The organism is Mesorhizobium sp. CA5, assembly GCF_020165105.1.
Lineage (GTDB): Bacteria > Pseudomonadota > Alphaproteobacteria > Rhizobiales > Rhizobiaceae > Mesorhizobium.
Map to the genome: position 1 here is coordinate 150,551 of NZ_JAIUHJ010000005.1, position 17,124 is coordinate 167,674.

Consider the following 17,124-nt stretch of genomic DNA (forward strand, 5'->3'; position numbering starts at 1 on the left):
GTAACAGATCGTGTTCTCGGCGAGGCCGGATTCTTGATATAAACCAGCGGTTTACCACGAAATGCCGTGCATCATTTTTGACGGGATATCGCCACGGTGTTACCGCATTTCGGCTTCAATAAACGATGATTAACCATTAGGATCGATATTCGGATGTGAAAACGACGCATCCGTTTGGTCAAATCCGGGGACAAACGGCAGCCTGCAAGGCCATTTGATTTGAACAAAGTCGAACGACACAACAACGGGCGGCATTTTCACATGAGCGTCTGGCCGAGGTGGCTGGCGTTCGTGATTTTGGCCGTCGGTTTTCTGTCCGCGGCGACGTCGGGCGCCCGGGCCGAGGTTCGTACGCTCAAGCTCTATCACCTGCACACCCACGAGAAGGCCGAGATCGTCTACAAGCGCAACGGCCGCTACGATCCCGAAGGCCTGCGCAAGATCAACATCATCCTGCGCGACTGGCGCCGCAACGAGCCGACCAAGATGGACCCGCGGCTGCTCGACCTCGTCTGGGAAGCCTATCGCGAAAGCGGCGCGACCGACTATATCCAGGTCGTCTGCGGCTATCGCTCGCCGTCGACCAACGCGCTGTTGCGCTCGCGCAGCCGCGGCGTCGCCGAGAAGAGCCAGCACATGCTGGGCAAGGCGATGGATTTCTACATCCCCGGCGTGCCGTTGAAGAAACTGCGCAACATCGGCCTAAAGATGCAGGGCGGCGGCGTCGGCTATTACCCGACTTCCGGTTCGCCCTTCGTGCATATGGATGTCGGCAACGTGCGCCATTGGCCGGGCATCAGCCGCCAGGAACTGGTCAGCCTGTTCCCCAACGGCAAGACGCTGCATGTGCCGAGCGACGGACGCCCTCTGCCCGGCTATGAGCAAGCAGTGGCAGCGTATCAGGCCCGCAAGGGGGCCGGCACCCCGAACATCGAACTGGCCAGCGCCGGCGGCTCGACCAAGCGCTCCGGCGGCCTGCTTGCGGCCCTGTTCGGCGGCGGTGCCGACGAGGCCGACGACGCCGCCGACGAAAGTGCCCCGGCGCCCCAGCGGAAGGCCGTGAAGCAGGTTCAGGTCGCGAGCGCCGCCACGGCACGCGACAGCAATCTTCCGGGCATCGCGATTGTTTCGCCGAAGGATGCCAAGCGCGCCAGCATCCCGCAGATCGCGGATGACGGCGCCGACGAGCAACAGCAGGATACGCCGGAGACGATCATCGCCGCCCTGCCGCCCAAGGAAATTCCGCTGCCCGATTTCGCGCCGCGTCCGAAGGTTGATGTCGGCCAGCAGACGCCGCAGAACGTGCCGTTCGCCATGGCGGATGCCTCGGCGACGACGGAGCAGGCGGTTTCGACTGCGCAGGCGCCGGTGCCGGACAAAGTTCCGTTCGCCACGGCCAGCGCCGCCGAGGCCGCGAGCACAGATCCGGCCCAGGTAGCGGTCAACAACATCCCGCTGCCGACCTGGCGTCCTGACCGCTCGGCGACGCCGGCCGATCTGGCGCCGAAGGACAAGAGCGTGCTTCTGGCGCTGGCCGAAACGGCTTCACAGGACAAGAGCGCGACCGACGCGTTCTCCGTGCTGCCGACCGCACGGCCGCAGCCCGGCAAGCAGGACGAGGTCAAAGCCGTTCTCGAACAGGCCAATGCCACCGTCGAGGCCGATGGCGTCGGCGGCGCCGAATATCAGCTTGCGTCCCTGACCGAGCCGGAGCCGCGCTCCGCATTCAACGATCCGTCGGGCGTCGATGCGGCCTCGCCGCGCCAGGCCATTGCCGCGCTCCCGGCCGGGAGCGATCCGGCGCAGGCGATTGGCGCCGGCGTGAAGACGACGGCCAAGGAAGCCAGGGCGTCAGCCCACGATCTGAAGCCCGGGCCCAAGGCCATGGTGGTGGCGACGCCGCCGCAAGCCGCGCGCTGGGCGTTGGGCAGCGGCGTCAACATTGCCACGGTATCCGACCCGACGACAGCGCCGCGCTATGCTTATAACATCGTGCATACGCCGCCGAGCGAAGTGTATACGGCCGGCTTCCAGGCGGATGGCGGGGTGCCGGACGCAAGCCGGTTCACGGGCAACGCGGTGAAATTCCTCTCGGTCGCGCGCTTCCAAACGAAATAGGCGAGCCAGCGTGGCCGCTGAAAAGCCGCGTTGGCCCGCCAGCGCGGCCTTGCTTTATGGGGCGGACCGATTACTTCTTGAGCTTGCTCGCCTCACGCGCCAGCGCTTCGATCTCGTCCCACTTGCCGGCCTTGATGAGATCGTCGGGCGCGACCCAGGAGCCGCCGACACAGATGACGTTGGGGAGGCTCAGATAGTCGGCGGCGTTCTTGGCCGTGATGCCGCCGGTCGGGCAGAATTTCACGTCGGCGAGCGGCGAGGCGAAAGCCTTCAGCGAAGCGATGCCGCCGGACTGCTCGGCCGGGAAGAATTTGAGGAAGCGCAGGCCGGCTTCGCGCGCGGCCATGATCTCGCCGGGCGTGATGGCGCCGGGCAGCAGCGGCACGGGGCTGTCCTTGGCCGCGTCGAGAAGCTGACTGGTGATGCCGGGGCTGACGATGAATTTCGAACCGGCGCGGGCTGCTTCTTCGAACTGCTTGGCATCGAGAATGGTGCCGGCGCCGACGACCGTGTCCTCGACCTCGGCCGCGACGCGGCGGATCGCTTCCAGCGCATCGGCGGTGCGCAAGGTGATCTCGATGGCCCGCAAACCGCCACGCGAAAGCGCGCGGGCGAGCGGCACGGCATCTGCCACGTTGGCGATCTTGAGCACCGGGATGACCGGCTGACCATTGAGGAGCGACAGGAGCTTTTCGGTTTTGCTGGTCATGTGCTGGTCTCCATCTCGATCGTTTTAAACCGATTAGCAGAAGGGATATGCCAAGTCCACGAAGCCCGGCGTGTCGTGATGCCGCGTGGCCAGCTGAATATCGGTCGCCTTGAAACGGCTTTCACCACGGTCTAGTGGCATGACCATGACAACTGCTATGGAGATTCAGCCAGTCCGGGTCGCCGCGCTCTACAAATTCGCGCGGCTCGACGGATACGAGGCCCTTCGCGCGCCGCTTGCCGCCTTCTGCTGCGGCCGCGGCATCAAGGGCACGCTGCTTCTGGCGCGTGAAGGCATCAACGGCACCGTCGCCGGCAGCGAGGAAGCGATTGCCGCGCTTGTGGACCATCTGCAGGCCATCGAAGGCCTTGCCGGTCTCGAAGTCAAATACAGCGCCGCCGCCGAAATGCCGTTCCACCGCATGAAGGTGCGGCTGAAGCGCGAGATCGTCACCATGGGCGTCGAGGATATCGATCCGGCGGCGAGCGCCGGAACCTATGTCGCGCCGGCCGACTGGAACGCGCTGATCTCGGACACCGACACGCTCGTCATCGACACCCGCAACGCCTACGAGGTCTCGCTCGGCACTTTCCAGGGTGCGGTCGATCCCAAGACCACCAGCTTCCGCGAGTTCCCCGCCTGGGTCGAGCAGCATCGTGGAGAGCTCGAAGGTCGCAAGGTGGCGATGTTCTGCACCGGCGGCATTCGCTGCGAGAAGGCGACGGCCTATGTGAAGTCGCTCGGCCTCAAAAACGTTTTCCATCTCAAGGGCGGCATCCTGAAATATCTGGAGGACGTGCCGGCCGAAGAGAGCCTCTGGCAAGGCGAATGTTTCGTGTTCGACGAGCGGGTCTCCGTCTCGCATGGTCTGGTCGAGGGGGAGGCGGAGCTCTGCCGGGCTTGCCGGCATCCGCTGACGGTCGAGGACCGGCTGTCGCCGAAATACGCAATCGGCGTCTCATGCCCGCATTGCTTTGAAGTGCGGTCCGACGAGGATCGCGAGCGCTATGCCGAACGCCACCGCCAGGTCGAGCTGGCGCAAGCGCGCGGCGGCAAGCGCCATATCGGCAATTAGAGCGGCCAGTTCTGCGAGCGAAAAGCTGGCCCCGTCATTGTAATGTCGATGCACGGGGCCTACCTCTTGCCGGTCCGAAACCCTGCCCGGGCGCGTTCGCCGGGCCCATTCTGGAGGCATTGATGCTCGATCCCAAGAAGCTGCTCGACGACCTTCTCGGCTCGCAAATCCCCGGGACCGGCTCGACTGTCCGCGACAAGGCGGGGCAGGCGGTGCAGATGGCAAAGGACAATCCGCTCGCCGCCGGCGCGCTGGCAGCCGTGCTGCTCGGCACCGGCACTGGCCGGCAGGTGACGGGCGCGGCCGTCAAGCTCGGCGGCCTGGCTGCGATCGGAGGCCTCGCCTACAAGGCTTATCAGAATTACAAGGCCGGCAAGGAGCCGGCGCAGGCACCGGCCGGCAGCGAGCCAGAGCTGCTGCCGCCGCCGGCCGACACCGCCTTCCACCCCTCGCAGGCGCCGCAGGGCGAGGCCGAGTTCACGCTGACGCTGGTCAGGGCAATGATCTCGGCGGCGAAGGCAGACGGCCATGTCGACGATGACGAGCGCAAGAAGATCGCCGACAAGCTCAAGCTCGCGGGCATCGGGGCCGAAGCGGAAAAGTTCCTGCTTGCCGAGCTCGAAAGCCCGCTCGATCTCGACGCGCTGATCGCCGGCGCCAAGACCGATGCGCAGAAGCTCGAGCTTTATACCGCCTCGCGGCTCACCATCGATCCCGACACGCGCACCGAGCGCGGTTATCTCGACCTGCTCGCCGGCCGCCTCGGACTGCCGGACGCCCTGGTCGATCATGTCGAGGCGACGGTTTCGGCGGCCAAGGTGCCGGCGGGAACGGCGCCCAATTCGCCGTGGTGATTCGGCGTGGTAAACGTCCTTCGGGGAGGCCTTGCCGGTCGTTAATCTTCCGTTAACCCAGCAAGCGCATCATTCTAATCAGTCGGACCGGCTTTTCTTCCTCCCAAGCACGGTTCAGATCGGGGCGGTCGCCAATGGCCGCCCTTTTTGTTGGCCTTTTCTTTATTGCCAACAGCGGCTTGCCATGACCCCAGGCATTTGCGATGCCACGTCTTTCCATCCATGACCGGAGGACGGCGATGACAGCCATAGCAGAGAAGACCGCCATCGTTACCGGCGCCGGCACCGGCATCGGCAAGAGCGTCGCGACGGCGCTGCTCAAGGCAGGCTGGAACACGGTGTTCTGCGGCCGCCGCAAGACGCTGCTGGATGAGGCGATCGCAGAGGCGGGGAAGACGCAGGCCAAGGCATTGGCCATCGCCTGCGACATCAGCAAGGCCGAGGAAGTCGACGACATGTTCGAGACCGTGCTCGAAGGCTTCGGCCGCGTCGACCTGCTCTTCAACAATGCCGGCATGGGCTACAAGTCGACGCTGATCGACGAGATCCCGGTCGAGGTGTGGAACGATGTCGTGGGCGTCAATCTCACCGGATCGTTCCTGTGCGCCCGCGCGGCCTTCGGCGCCATGCGAAGGCAAAAGCCGATGGGCGGCCGGATCATCAACAACGGCTCGGTGTCGGCCTATGCGCCACGCCCGGGCTCCGCGCCCTACACGGCGACCAAGCACGCGATCACCGGGCTCACCAAGACGCTGGCGCTCGACGGCCGGCCCTTCGACATCGCCTGCGGCCAGATCGACATCGGCAATGCGCTGACGGAGATGGCGCAGCCGATGACGGTGGGCGTGCCGCAGGCCAATGGCTCGATCGCCGCCGAGGCGGTGATGGATGTGCAGCGCGTCGCCGACGCGGTGCTGCATATGGCCAGCCTGCCGCTCGACGCCAATGTGCTGTTCATGACGGTGATGGCGACGAAGATGCCATTCGTTGGGCGCGGATGAGCGCTTGATCGATCACTTGTTCAGGAACGCCTCGATCCGCTCCAGCGCGCGCAGGATGTTCTCCTCCGAATTGGCGTAGGAAAGCCGGATATAGCCTTCGCCGAGCACGCCGAAATCGGGGCCGCCGATGAGCGCCACGCCGGCGTCTTCCAACAGCGCCGAGGCAAGCTTCTTGGCCTTCCAGCCGGTCTTCGAGACATTGGGGAAGGCATAGAAGGCACCTTTAGGCGTGATGCAGGAAATGCCCGGGAGCGCGTTCAGCCCTTCGACCACGATCTTCCTGCGATTGTCGAAGGCGCGCATCATCTTCTCGACATCGTCCTGCGGGCCGTCGATCGCGGCGATGCCGGCGAACTGGCTCGGCGCGTTGACGCAGGACCAGCAGTTCACCGCCAGCTTGCGCACCTTGTCATAGAGATGCGCGCCCTTGTCGCCGTTCGGCCAGATCGACCAGCCCATGCGCCAGCCGGTCATCGCCCAGGTCTTCGACCAGCCGTTGAGCACGATCAGCCGGTCGCGGATCTCGGGGAAATTGAGTAGCGAGCAGTGGGTCTCGCCGTCATAGGTCATGACGTCGTAGATCTCGTCCGACATGATGGCGACCTCAGGATGTTTCTCCAGGCCCTTGACCAGCTTCTCGATCTCGGCCCGCGGGGTGACGCCGCCGGTCGGATTGGCGGGCGAGTTGAGGATCAGCAGCCTGGTCCTGGGCGTGATCAGCGCCAGCGTCTCGTCGGCCGAGAAGGCAAAGCCGTTCTCCTCACGGATCGGCACCGGCACCGGGGTGGCGCCGGTGAACTCGATCATCGAGCGGTAGATCGGAAAGCCGGGATCGGGGTAGAGGATCTCGGTGCCGGCCTCGCCGAACATCAGGATCGCGGCGAACATGGTCGGCTTGCCGCCGGGCAGGATCATCACGTTCTCGGGCGACACCTCGACGCCGGTGGTGGTCAGCGTGCGGCGCACGACGGCCTCGCGGGTAGCCAAGAGGCCGTTTGCCGGCGTGTAGCCATGGTGGCCGTCGCGCAGCGCCTTGATCGCCGCCTCGACGATGTGCTGCGGCGTCTTGAAGTCGGGCTGGCCGATGCCGAGGTTGACGATATCGCGACCCTGATGGGCAAGCGCGGTAGCCCTCGCCAGCACCGCGAAGGCATTTTCCTCGCCGAGACGGTCGAAGGCCGCGATCGTGTGGAGCATTTTTCCCGTTCCTGTGGTTCTTTCTGTGAGCGAGCGTTTTTGTGACCGTCCGCAGGCAAAAGTCAAACGGATTGGAATGGCCGTGTCGGAAGATCTGAAGAATTGGCAGCCGCGCCCGCGGCCGGAGCGCAAAGCGATAGAGGGACGCACGGTCAGGCTCGAGCCGCTGAGCGCAGCAAGGCATGGCGATGGTCTTTACGAAGCGTCGTCGGTTCCCGACGCCGGCGGACGTTTCGCCTGGCTGCCGGACTATCCGCCGGAGACCCGCGCGGCCTTCCAGCCTTGGCTGGACAAGGCCGAAGCGAGCGAGGACCCGCTGTTCTTCACTGTCATCGACAAGGCGAGCGGCAAGATCGCGGGTCGTCAGACGCTGATGCGCATCGACGCCGCCAACGGCGTCGGCGAGATCGGCAACATCTATTGGGGTCCGCTGATCTCGCGCAAGCCGGCCGCGACCGAGGCGCAGTTCCTGTTTGCGAAATATCTCTTCGACGATCTCGGCTACCGCCGTTACGAGTGGAAGTGCAACAACCGCAACGAGCCCTCGAAGCGCGCCGCCGAGCGCTTCGGCTTCAGGTTCGAAGGCATCTTCCGACAACACCTTGTGGTCAAGGGTGAAAACCGCGACACGGCGTGGTATTCGATCATCGACAAGGAATGGCCGACCTTGCGCAAAGCCTATGAGGGCTGGCTCGATCCGGCGAATTTCGATGGCGAAGGCGGCCAGAGGCGGCGGCTTGAGGATTTCCGCGCTGATTTCGGCGCGTGACAGGAGTTCAGCGATGGCGCATGACCACGCTTCGCACGATCACGGCCCGGCCGGTGCGGGCCATGTGCATGGCTCGACCGACAAGAAACGGGTGCTGATCGCGACCTGCCTGACCGCGGGCTTCATGGTCGCCGAGGCGCTGGGCGGCTGGCTGACCGGATCGCTGGCGCTGGTTGCCGATGCCGGGCACATGTTGGCCGACGCCATCGCGCTCGGTCTTGCCTGGTATGCCTTCCACCTGACAGGCCGTCCGGCCACCGGCCGCCTCACCTATGGCTTCGCCCGCGTGAAGACGCTCGTCGCCTACACCAACGGCATCGCCATCTTCGTCATCGCGCTCTGGATCGTCTACGAGGCCTGGGGGCGGCTGATGAATCCGGCACCGGTGCTCGGCGGGCCGATGCTGGTGGTGGCGGTCGCAGGCCTTCTGGTCAACATCGCCTCCTTCTTCGTGCTGCATGGCGGCGATCGGGAAAGCCTCAACATGCGCGGCGCCATCCTGCATGTGCTGGGCGACCTGCTTGGCTCGGCCGCGGCAATCGCGGCAGCCCTCATCATCCTGGCAACCGGCTGGACGCCCATCGATCCGATCCTGTCGGTGCTGGTGTCGTTGCTCATTCTCTCGACGGCATGGTCGCTGATGCGCCAGGCGGCCCACGTCCTGCTCGAAGGCGTGCCGGCCAGCCTCGATCGCGACCTGATCGCCAAGGACATCGAAGGCGCTGTCAAGGGCGTGCGCGAGGTGCACCATATGCATGTCTGGTCTCTCGACGGGACCTCCAACATGGCGACGCTGCATGCTTGCCTGAATGACGGCGTCGATGCGCATGTGGCGGTGAGCGCCATCAAGAAACGGCTTGCGGCCGAGCATGGCATCGAGCATGCCACTGTCGAACCCGAATTCGGCCAATGCGCGGACAGCCATGACGAGCACGACCACCATCATGATCACGACCATGCGCATGATGCGCCGCGCGATCGCCGGCACTATCACTGATCGCGGCGTGATGATGAACCCGAACAGCCTCGAACTGAAGAACGCCAGCTGATGGATCGTGACACAAAGAACGCGGCGACCGCTGCGGCCGTGATACTGCTCGTGTTCGGTCTCGCGGCCTATTTCCTGCCGGCCATCATGCTGGCCGCGGGCAAGGTGTCGACGGTGCTCGCGGCCGTCATCGCCGCGATCTTCATGGTCGGTCTGTTCGTCGTCCTGTGGCTGCGCGGACGCAGCCAGCGCAAGAAAGGTCTCTGAAGATGAGAATACTGATCACGGGCGCGGCCGGCATGGTCGGCCGCAAGCTTATCGCGCGGCTCGCCAAGGACGGCGCCTTGCGCGGGCGAAAGATCACGGCGCTCGACCTGCATGACATCGTGGCGCCGCAGGCGCCGGCGCTCGCCGGCGTCGATGTCTCGATCCATACCGGCGATCTTTCCGCGCCCGGCGCCATGTCCGCTCTCGTGGCTCCGCGCCCGGATGTGATCTTCCATCTGGCGGGCATCGTCTCAGGCGAGGCAGAGGCTAATTTCGACCTCGGCTATCGCGTCAATCTCGACGGCACGCGCACCCTGTTCGACGCCGTGCGGCTGGCGGCATTCGCGCCGCGCCTCGTCTTCACCTCGTCGATCGCCGTGTTCGGCGCGCCGTTTCCGGACGTCATCCCGGACGAATTCCATCCGACGCCGCTCACCTCCTACGGCACGCAGAAGCAGATGAGCGAAGCGCTGCTCGCCGACTATACGCGGCGCGGCTTCTTCGACGGCATCGGCATCCGGCTGCCGACGATCTGCGTTCGCCCCGGCAAGCCGAACAAGGCGGCGTCGAGCTTCTTCTCAGGCATCATCCGCGAGCCGCTCGCCGGGCAGGAGGCGATCCTGCCGGTGCCGCGTTCGGTGCTGCATACCCATGCCAGCCCGCGCTCGGCGGTGAATTTCCTCATCCATGCGGCCGAGATCGACGGCGACAAGGTCGGCCCGCGCCGCAACCTCACAATGCCGGGCGTCGCCGTCACGGTCGGCGAGCAGATCGAGGCGCTGCAGCGCATCGCCGGCGCCGAGGTCGCGCAGCGGATTCGCGAGCAGCCCGACGAGACCATCTGGGCGATCGTCAAAGGCTGGCCGACGCGCTTCGAGGCGAGGCGGGCGCGGGAATTGGGGTTTGCCGCCGAAAGCAGTTTCGACGAAATCATCCGCGCGCATATCGAGGATGAGCTCGGCGGGAAGATCGCCTGACGTCTGTCCCAGGTGATGCAGGGCTGACCCGAAGCTCAATACAGCTTTGGGCACTGGTCAGGCGCCGCCTGACAGGCTGGCCGACAACAGCAGCAGGCCGACCAGGAAGATGAAGGCGGCGCCGCCGATCTCGACGATGGAATGGATGCGGTTGCCGAGGCGTCCGTCGCCGGCGAAATAGACCGCCCAGTTCTTCGCCAGCACTGCGATCGTCGCCAGCGCCGAGACGGTGATCGCGGTGCCGATCGACATCGCCAGCACCGACAGCAGTCCGCCGACCCACAGGCCGTTGAGCAGCGCGAAGCTCAGCACGATCAGCGCGCCGGAGCAGGGGCGGATGCCGACGGCGGCCACCGCCGACCAGGCCGTGCGCCAGTCGAAGCGGTCGCCCGAAAGCATCGCCGGGTCCGGCGCATGCGAATGACCGCAGGCGTCGCAGACTTCGCCTGGGGCGTGGTCGTGGTGGTCGTGATCAATGTGATCGTGACCGTGCGAATGATCATGATCGTCATGCACGTGCAGTGCATGCGCACGGGCGTGCGAGTGGCCCGCGTGCCCGCCATGCGAATGACCGGCATGAGCGGCTGACAGGCTGTAGGCAGGCGTCCTGCCGAACAGGCGCAGGATCGACGGCCCGAGCTTGCGCCATAACAGCCAGGCGCCGAACAGCGTCACCAGCACGTAGCTCGAGATTTCGAGGAACCAGGCCGCGTCGGTCATCGAGATCGCGGTGCCGCGCAGCACGAAATAGGCGAGCATCATGACGACCACCGCCGTCAGGCCCTGCAGCATCGCCGAGACGAAGGAAAGCATGATGCCGCGTCTCAACGCCACTTCGTTGGCGACCATATAGGAGGAGATCACCGCCTTGCCGTGGCCGGGGCCGGCGGCGTGGAAGATGCCATAGGCGAAGGACAAGCCGATCAGCAGCCAAAGCTTGCTGCCGTCCTGGCGCATCGCCTTCATGGCGGCCGCCAGCGAATGGTAGAACTCCTGCTGACGCAGATTGATCCACATCAGGATATGAGCGAACGGACCGGTGGTGGTGGGCGCTATGCCGTCATTGGTGCCGATGCCGAGCGAGCTTTGCGCATGCGCCGCGACAGGCAGATGGCTCACAATCAAGGCAGCGGCCAAGAGCCCGAGGGCCAAGCGGATATTCGTGGGATGCCCCACGAATATCCGCTTGGATTCCCTTGTTTGTCGCAGGTTCCGATCGCAAAACCGTGAGACACTTTTGCGGAACCTGCTTGCGCGCAGCGACGGTTTCATCACCAAATCATCCTTTCGGCGGGCAGTTCAACTCGAGCTTGGTGGCGAAAATCTTGCTCATGTTGGTGCCTGTCGGATCGTTGAAGAACGCCTCCGTCAGGGTCTTCTGGTTTTCCTTGATCGCCTCGTCAGGATCGGGCCGGATGACCTTTTTGGTGCAGGTCGATGGCAGGCCTTCGACGGCAAGGTTCGCGTCGTCGGTGAAGTCGATCGCCGTATAGAAGGTCGGATCGTAGACGCCGATGTCGACCTTGCCGGCGAGCTTGATCGGCGTCTTCGGCTGCGACTCGAACAGGATGATCAGCTGGTCGTTGTCGAAGTTCGCCATCAGATGCGGCGGCGGCACCATCGGCACGTCTTTGCCATCTTGGGTGACGAGCTGGAAGTAATTGAACTCGGCAAGCGAGGAATGGACGGTGTCGGCCACTTCCTTGAGCTCTTTGTCATCAAGTTTCAGATCGGAGTTCTTGTCGAACTCCATCATCACCGTACTCGAAAAAAGGTCGTCGAAGCGCCAAAGGTGGCGCAGCGCCGTCACACTTTGGTGATCCTGGCTGAGGATCACGTCGAGGCGAGCCTCGGCGAAGACATGCGGGTGCACCTCGGCCTGCTCGATCGAGGCGAACGTGGCCACTATGGCCGAAGCCAGCATGGCTGCTTGCCGTTTCAGATGCATTCCGGGCCGCGATTCCATCGACTTCGGGAGTGAGGGCCCGAGAGTTAACATAAAGGGGGCGAAATTGGGACGCGGGTTATCACGCTGCGTCGCGCGTCTTGAACCACTGCACCAGGAAATCGACGAGGACCCTTACCTTGGCCGGCAGATAGCGGCGATGCGGGTAGACGGCGAAGATGCCGGTGCCCGCCAGGAGACGATCGTCGAGCGCGGTGACCAGCTTGCCGGATGCGACGTCGGGGGCGGCGACGAAATCCGGCAGCATGGCAAAGCCCAGGCCGGAGAGCGCGGCGGCTCTCGCCACGATCGGGCTGTTGACCTCGATCGGGCCCGAAACGGCGACGCTGATGGAGTCCTCGCCCTCGCCCTTGAAGCGCCAGTTGGACAGCGAGCGGCCGTTGGTGTCGACGATGCAGGGCATGTTGGCGAGATCCTGCGGACGTGTCGGCTTGCCATGCTTGGCCATCAGCTCCGGCGACGCGCAAAGCCTGACCGAGAACGGCGCCAGCCGTCTGGCGATCAGCGAGGAGTTCTCCAGCCGCGAGATGCGCACGGCAAGGTCGAAACCTTCCTCGACGAGGTCGACGAAGCGGTCGTCGAGATGGATGTCGAGCACGATGTCGGGATGCTGCCTGGCGAAGTCGACCAGTGACTGGCCGATCGGGGCATCGGCGAAGGTGCGGGCGGCCGACAGCTTGATCCTGCCGCGAACGTCGCCGGAAGACTGGCGCACAGCCTCGGCGAGGCTGTCGACCTCGCGCACGATCTCGGAGGCGCGCTGATAATAGGTGTGGCCGGCTTCGGTCAGCGAGAACTGGCGCGTGGTGCGGTTCAAGAGCAGCGCGCCGAGCTCGTCCTCCAGCTCGCGCACATATTTCGACAACAGCGCCTTGGAGCGGCCGATCTTGCGCGCCGCGGCCGAAAAGCCTTCCGCCTCGACCACGTCGATGAAGGCGCGCATGCGCGTCAATGTATCCATGGTCAGACCTTTCGTGCCGCGTCGAGAATCCTGCGGCCGAGCCGTATCAGGGCAACGTCGCTGCCGGAAGGGCCGAGCAGCGAAAGGCCGAAGGGCGCGCCGTCGACGGAGCCGATCGGCAAGGTGATCTGCGGAAAGCCCGAGAGACCGGAAAGACACAAGAGATGCAGCGCCCTTTCGCGATAGGCCTGGAACTGTTCGGGCGTGCTTGAAGCGAGCGGCGCCGCGCCGGGAACGGTGGGCAGCACCAGAAAGCCGTTGTTGCCGAGCAGCGCCGCGAATTCTGCCCGGAACGCCAAGCGGCGCGCGGCTTCGTTGGCGGCAGTCTTGGCGTCGATGGTGCGGCCGAAGCCGAAACGCTCCTCGACGCCCGGGCTGAGCCGGCCGCCGGCCGAAATCCAGGGACCATGCTCGCGCCAGGCCTCGAAGGCCTGCAGGCGGCGGAAGCACCAGTAAAGCTCGTCGGGGAACGAAGCGAAGGCGTATTCGGTCTCCGCGGGCTGGCCGACGACGGGGGCCGCCGACGCCTTCATACGCGCATATTCGGCGGCTTCGGCCGGACCGGTGACGAAGGCGTCAAGCCAGCGGATCGACAGCGGCCGGTTGAGCGGGTGCTGGTGCGGGTCGCGGCCAAGCAGCAGCTTGCCGACCGCCTCATAGGTTTCGATGTCGTCGGCGAACCAGCCGAAAGTGTCGAAGCTCGATGCCAGCTTCATCGCGCCGTCGAGCGGAATGCGGCCATGGCTGGTGCGCAGTCCGATCAGGCCGCAGAAGCTCGCCGGCGCGCGGATCGAGCCGCCGGTGTCGGAGCCGGTGGCGATATTCGCCAGCCCGCCGGCAACCGCGGCCGCCGAGCCGGAGGAGGAGCCGCCGGTGACGCGATCGGGCGCGGCGGGATTGACCGGATAGGGGAAATGCGCGTTCTGGCCGAACAGCGAGAAGGCCAGCTCGTCGGTCTGGGTCTTGCCGACGAATCGCGCGCCGGCGTCGAGGATCGTCTGCACCGCTTGCGCCGTGCGCGAGGCAGCGTGCGCCTCCTCGAATTTTTGCGGGTTGCCGCAGCCTGTGCGGTAGCCGGCAACGTCATAGATGTCCTTGACGGCCAGGCGAAGGCCTGCGAGCGGGCCCAATTCCGCATTCGCTACAGGCATTTGGCGCAGATCGAGGAAGGCGTTGAGCGGTGCTTGGGTTCCTGGCATCGTTCGATATCCGGATACAGTGCGGCAAGCATTGTTCGATGCCAGAAATTTTACAACCTGCGCTTACGATTTTTATTGATTGTGAAATCCTTCGCTCCTATATCGCGCTTGCCCAAAGTCGCACGTGCCTGTGGGTGTCCGCCGATCCTCGAATGGTGAGGGCAATCGGTAAGGTAACTGGAGCCAACCCCTCCAGTCGGTCAGTGGCCAACCACAAGACCGAGGACACCTTGAAGCAACGACGGTGCGGGCCTTTCTGGTTCTCTTCCGGTTGTCCAAAGACCGGGGTTACTAAAGAGGCACACCTTCATTGCCGGCAGTGCGGACGGGTCTCCCATCCAAGCCAAGGCAGACAAAGCGAACCGAGGCCGGGCAAGGCCAAGGTTCATCGCCGCGAGACGGCATTTCATGGTTCCGGGGTCTCCACCGGCTGGTCCCATGGATTTGACGTCCCGCCTTTGTCCACCGCGTGCTCGCGAGGCCGACAGCCCGCGTCCCGCAGCCTTATTGCACGCCGAAAGGCGTTATGGAGAGACCCGATGGCCACCCAGCGCATCCTTGATTTCCTCGCCACCCGACGTCCGAACGGCCCTTGCCTCGTCGTCGACCTCGATGTCGTGCGCGACAATTTCCGCGCCTTCGAGAAGGCGTTGCCCGATTCCAAGATCTACTATGCGGTGAAAGCAAACCCGGCGCCGGAAATCCTGCGCCTGCTTGCTGCGATGGGCTCGTCCTTCGACACCGCATCGGTTGCCGAGGTCGAGATGGCGATGGATGCCGGCGCGCCGGCGGACCGCATTTCCTTCGGCAACACCATCAAGAAGGAGCGTGACATCGCACGCGCCTACCAGCTCGGCATTCGCCTTTTCGCGGTGGACTGCGTCGAAGAGGTCGAGAAGATCGCGCGTGCCGCTCCCGGCTCGCGCGTGTTCTGCCGCGTGCTGACCGACGGCGAAGGCGCGGAATGGCCGCTGTCGCGCAAGTTCGGCTGCGTGCCGGCGATGGCCGTCGACGTGCTGCGTCATGCCAAGGGCCTCGGCCTCGATGCCTATGGCGTTTCGTTCCATGTGGGCTCGCAGCAGACCGACCTGTCGGCCTGGGATCGCGCGCTGGGCGACGCCAGGAAGGTGTTCGCGACGCTCGCCGAGGAAGGCATCGTCTTGAAGATGGTCAACATGGGCGGCGGCTTCCCGACCCGTTACCTGAAGGACGTGCCGGCGGCCCAGGCCTACGGCCAGGCGATCTTCTCGGCCCTGCGCAAGCATTTCGGCAACGCGCTGCCCGAGACGATCATCGAGCCGGGACGCGGCATGGTCGGCAATGCCGGCGTCATCAAGTCGGAAGTCGTGCTGATCTCGAAGAAGGCCGACAACGACAATGTGCGCTGGGTGTTCCTCGACATCGGCAAGTTCGGCGGTCTCGCCGAGACCATGGACGAGGCGATCCGCTATCCGCTGGTCACCCGCCATGACGGCTCGGAGACCGCGCCCTGTGTGCTCGCCGGCCCGACCTGCGATTCGGCCGACGTGATGTATGAGAAGACACCTTATCCGCTGCCCTTGTCGCTGACCATCGGCGACGAGGTGCTGATCGAAGGCACCGGGGCCTACACGACCACCTATTCGGCGGTCGCCTTCAACGGCTTCGAACCTCTCCGATCCTACGTGATCTGAGCATTTCGCAAGAAACCGCTCAGGTCAAACCGGCGCGGGCGCCTTCGCCCGCCCGGGCTCGCTTGTGGGACAGATCTCCGCTCGTGAAGGATCGCGGATATGGAATACCTGACCAAATCGGCCTTCGCGGCCACTGAAATTGCCCCCTCGTCCGGACCGTTGGCTGAGCTTTTCTCCGCGGGGGAGAACGGCTCGACGTCAGTGCTTCTTGGCGCATTTTCTTACGGCGAACCCGTTTCCACTTCGCCTGAAAATGCGTTTGCGCCCTCCCTGGCCCTGCGGGCACAGGCTGGCTCGCGCGGCGCACCGGACGAGGGGGCCGCCCAGGCGCCGGCCTTCGTCATTCTTGGCGAAGGCGCGGGCGACGTCGCGGCGCGCGAAGCGCTGCTCGACCGCGCCATGGGGCCGAAGCGCAAGAAGAAGTCATCCGAGAAGCTGCGGCGCGGCCGCCGGCCCTCGGAAGGCCTGGCCTTTGTCGCCCGCGATGCGTCGGGCGCGGTCGTCGGCACGGTGCGGCTGTGGGATGTGAGGTTGGGGGAGGGCGGTCCGGCTGCGCTGCTGCTCGGCCCGCTCGCGGTCGAGCCGGGATTGAAGAGCGGCGGCATCGGCTCGGCGCTGATGCGGCATGCGCTCGCCGAAGCGGCGCGGCTCGGCCATGGCGCGATCCTGCTCGTCGGCGATGCGCCCTATTACGGGCGGTTCGGCTTCTCAGCCGACCGCACGGGGGCGCTTGCCATGCCTGGCCCCTATGAGCGGCACCGGCTTCTGGCGCTGGAACTGCAGGAAGGCGCGTTGGACGGCGCCAAAGGCACGATCAAGGCCGCCGGCCGCAAGATCAAAGGACAGGCGCTGGGTTTCGTCGCCTGAAGCCTTTGTTTTCACGCAATTCCGGACGGAAAACCGCTACGCACTTTTCCTGGAATTGCTTTAGGTTCGACAAAACAGCAACGCCGCCCATCGGGCGGCGTTGCTGTTTTTGCGAAGGATCAGCCGAGCAGCTGGCTGAGCGCCATGGCGACGGTCATGTCGCCCTCGACCTTCAGCTTGCCGGACATGAAGGCCATGGTCGGATTGAGGTCGCCGGCAATCAGTGAATCCAGATCGTCGAGCGACAGCTTGACGGTGCAGTCGGTCGGCGCGTCGGTGGTCGAGACGGTCGCGCCGTCGATGACGATGACGCCGTCGCTGCCGGTGTCGAACTTGACCGAATGCTCGAAGCCGGCGCTTGCCACGCGCGACTTGATCTTGTCGGCAATCTCCTGAACGCCCATGGCGGTTCTCCTCGTTGGTTGCGTTGACGCGCACCGGCGCTTGGCCGCTGGCGAGGTAGACGCGCCGCGCTCCAGCGCGACCACAGGCGCATATAGCTT

At 64.9% G+C, this 17,124-nt stretch carries 17 protein-coding genes; 10 read left to right on the forward strand and 7 right to left on the reverse strand.

The features are described from left to right. Positions 1 to 261 precede the first annotated feature (261 nt). Positions 262 to 2,118: a DUF882 domain-containing protein gene (locus LB529_RS08845; RefSeq protein ID WP_224710852.1), complete on the forward strand. Its 1,857-nt coding sequence runs from the start codon at positions 262 to 264 to the stop codon at positions 2,116 to 2,118. Between the two features lie 70 nt (positions 2,119 to 2,188). Here the strand turns inward: LB529_RS08845 and LB529_RS08850 are convergent, their stop codons facing one another. Continuing rightward, positions 2,189 to 2,827 carry a 2-dehydro-3-deoxy-phosphogluconate aldolase gene (locus LB529_RS08850; RefSeq protein ID WP_224710853.1) on the reverse strand — a complete coding sequence of 213 codons (639 nt, stop codon included), beginning with the start codon at positions 2,825 to 2,827 and terminating at the stop codon, positions 2,189 to 2,191. A 157-nt stretch (positions 2,828 to 2,984) separates the two neighbouring features. On the opposite strand from LB529_RS08850, the gene LB529_RS08855 reads away from it, so the two are divergent. The 3 genes from LB529_RS08855 to LB529_RS08865 all read left to right on the forward strand — a co-directional run bounded on the left by LB529_RS08855 (position 2,985) and on the right by LB529_RS08865 (position 5,757). Then, entirely contained in the window at positions 2,985 to 3,902 is a 918-nt protein-coding gene (locus LB529_RS08855; protein WP_224626616.1) for a rhodanese-related sulfurtransferase, read from the forward strand. 122 nt (positions 3,903 to 4,024) lie between these two features. Then, positions 4,025 to 4,756, forward strand: a complete 732-nt coding sequence (locus LB529_RS08860; protein WP_224524237.1) for a tellurite resistance TerB family protein — start codon at positions 4,025 to 4,027, stop codon at positions 4,754 to 4,756. A gap of 239 nt (positions 4,757 to 4,995) precedes the next feature. Then, the gene (locus LB529_RS08865) at positions 4,996 to 5,757 is read left to right on the forward strand and encodes an SDR family oxidoreductase (protein WP_224543380.1); all 762 of its coding nucleotides are present in this window, start codon (positions 4,996 to 4,998) and stop codon (positions 5,755 to 5,757) included. A gap of 12 nt (positions 5,758 to 5,769) precedes the next feature. Here LB529_RS08865 and LB529_RS08870 read toward each other — a convergent pair whose 3' ends face one another. Then, positions 5,770 to 6,954, reverse strand: coding sequence for a pyridoxal phosphate-dependent aminotransferase (locus LB529_RS08870; RefSeq protein WP_095766343.1), 1,185 nt, complete (start codon positions 6,952 to 6,954; stop codon positions 5,770 to 5,772). Between the two features lie 82 nt (positions 6,955 to 7,036). Here LB529_RS08870 and LB529_RS08875 point away from each other — a divergent pair, with 82 nt between their 5' ends. The 4 genes from LB529_RS08875 to denD are packed head-to-tail and all read left to right on the forward strand — an operon-like array spanning position 7,037 to position 9,955. After that, complete coding sequence (locus tag LB529_RS08875; RefSeq protein WP_224710854.1) at positions 7,037 to 7,723, forward strand: GNAT family N-acetyltransferase; 687 nt, start codon at positions 7,037 to 7,039, stop codon at positions 7,721 to 7,723. Positions 7,724 to 7,736: 13 nt separating this feature from the next. Next, positions 7,737 to 8,720, forward strand: coding sequence for a cation diffusion facilitator family transporter (locus LB529_RS08880; protein WP_224524246.1), 984 nt, complete (start codon positions 7,737 to 7,739; stop codon positions 8,718 to 8,720). A 51-nt stretch (positions 8,721 to 8,771) separates the two neighbouring features. Then, positions 8,772 to 8,978, forward strand: coding sequence for a hypothetical protein (locus LB529_RS08885; RefSeq protein WP_224524247.1), 207 nt, complete (start codon positions 8,772 to 8,774; stop codon positions 8,976 to 8,978). A gap of 2 nt (positions 8,979 to 8,980) precedes the next feature. After that, a complete protein-coding gene (denD, locus tag LB529_RS08890; RefSeq protein ID WP_224710855.1) occupies positions 8,981 to 9,955 on the forward strand; it encodes a D-erythronate dehydrogenase in 975 nt (324 codons plus the stop codon). 57 nt (positions 9,956 to 10,012) lie between these two features. On the opposite strand, the gene LB529_RS08895 is transcribed toward denD, so the two are convergent. The 4 genes from LB529_RS08895 to LB529_RS08910 form a co-directional block, all read right to left on the reverse strand. Beyond that, complete coding sequence (locus LB529_RS08895) at positions 10,013 to 11,113, reverse strand: nickel/cobalt transporter (RefSeq protein WP_411962461.1); 1,101 nt, start codon at positions 11,111 to 11,113, stop codon at positions 10,013 to 10,015. Positions 11,114 to 11,234: 121 nt separating this feature from the next. Next, positions 11,235 to 11,903 (reverse strand): DUF1007 family protein, encoded by a 669-nt coding sequence (locus LB529_RS08900; protein WP_224710857.1) that lies wholly within the window; start codon positions 11,901 to 11,903, stop codon positions 11,235 to 11,237. Between the two features lie 79 nt (positions 11,904 to 11,982). After that, the gene (locus LB529_RS08905) at positions 11,983 to 12,882 is read right to left on the reverse strand and encodes a LysR family transcriptional regulator (protein ID WP_224710858.1); all 900 of its coding nucleotides are present in this window, start codon (positions 12,880 to 12,882) and stop codon (positions 11,983 to 11,985) included. A gap of 2 nt (positions 12,883 to 12,884) precedes the next feature. After that, positions 12,885 to 14,081 carry an amidase gene (locus tag LB529_RS08910; RefSeq protein WP_224710859.1) on the reverse strand — a complete coding sequence of 399 codons (1,197 nt, stop codon included), beginning with the start codon at positions 14,079 to 14,081 and terminating at the stop codon, positions 12,885 to 12,887. A gap of 539 nt (positions 14,082 to 14,620) precedes the next feature. Here LB529_RS08910 and odc2 point away from each other — a divergent pair. Further along, on the forward strand, positions 14,621 to 15,754 hold the full coding sequence (gene odc2, locus LB529_RS08915; RefSeq protein ID WP_224626635.1) for an ornithine/lysine decarboxylase: 1,134 nt from the start codon (positions 14,621 to 14,623) through the stop codon (positions 15,752 to 15,754). A 276-nt stretch (positions 15,755 to 16,030) separates the two neighbouring features. Further along, complete coding sequence (locus LB529_RS08920) at positions 16,031 to 16,621, forward strand: GNAT family N-acetyltransferase (RefSeq protein ID WP_263481553.1); 591 nt, start codon at positions 16,031 to 16,033, stop codon at positions 16,619 to 16,621. A gap of 119 nt (positions 16,622 to 16,740) precedes the next feature. Here LB529_RS08920 and LB529_RS08925 read toward each other — a convergent pair whose 3' ends face one another. Beyond that, complete coding sequence (locus LB529_RS08925) at positions 16,741 to 17,025, reverse strand: SCP2 sterol-binding domain-containing protein (RefSeq protein ID WP_027165149.1); 285 nt, start codon at positions 17,023 to 17,025, stop codon at positions 16,741 to 16,743. Positions 17,026 to 17,124: the final 99 nt, after the last annotated feature.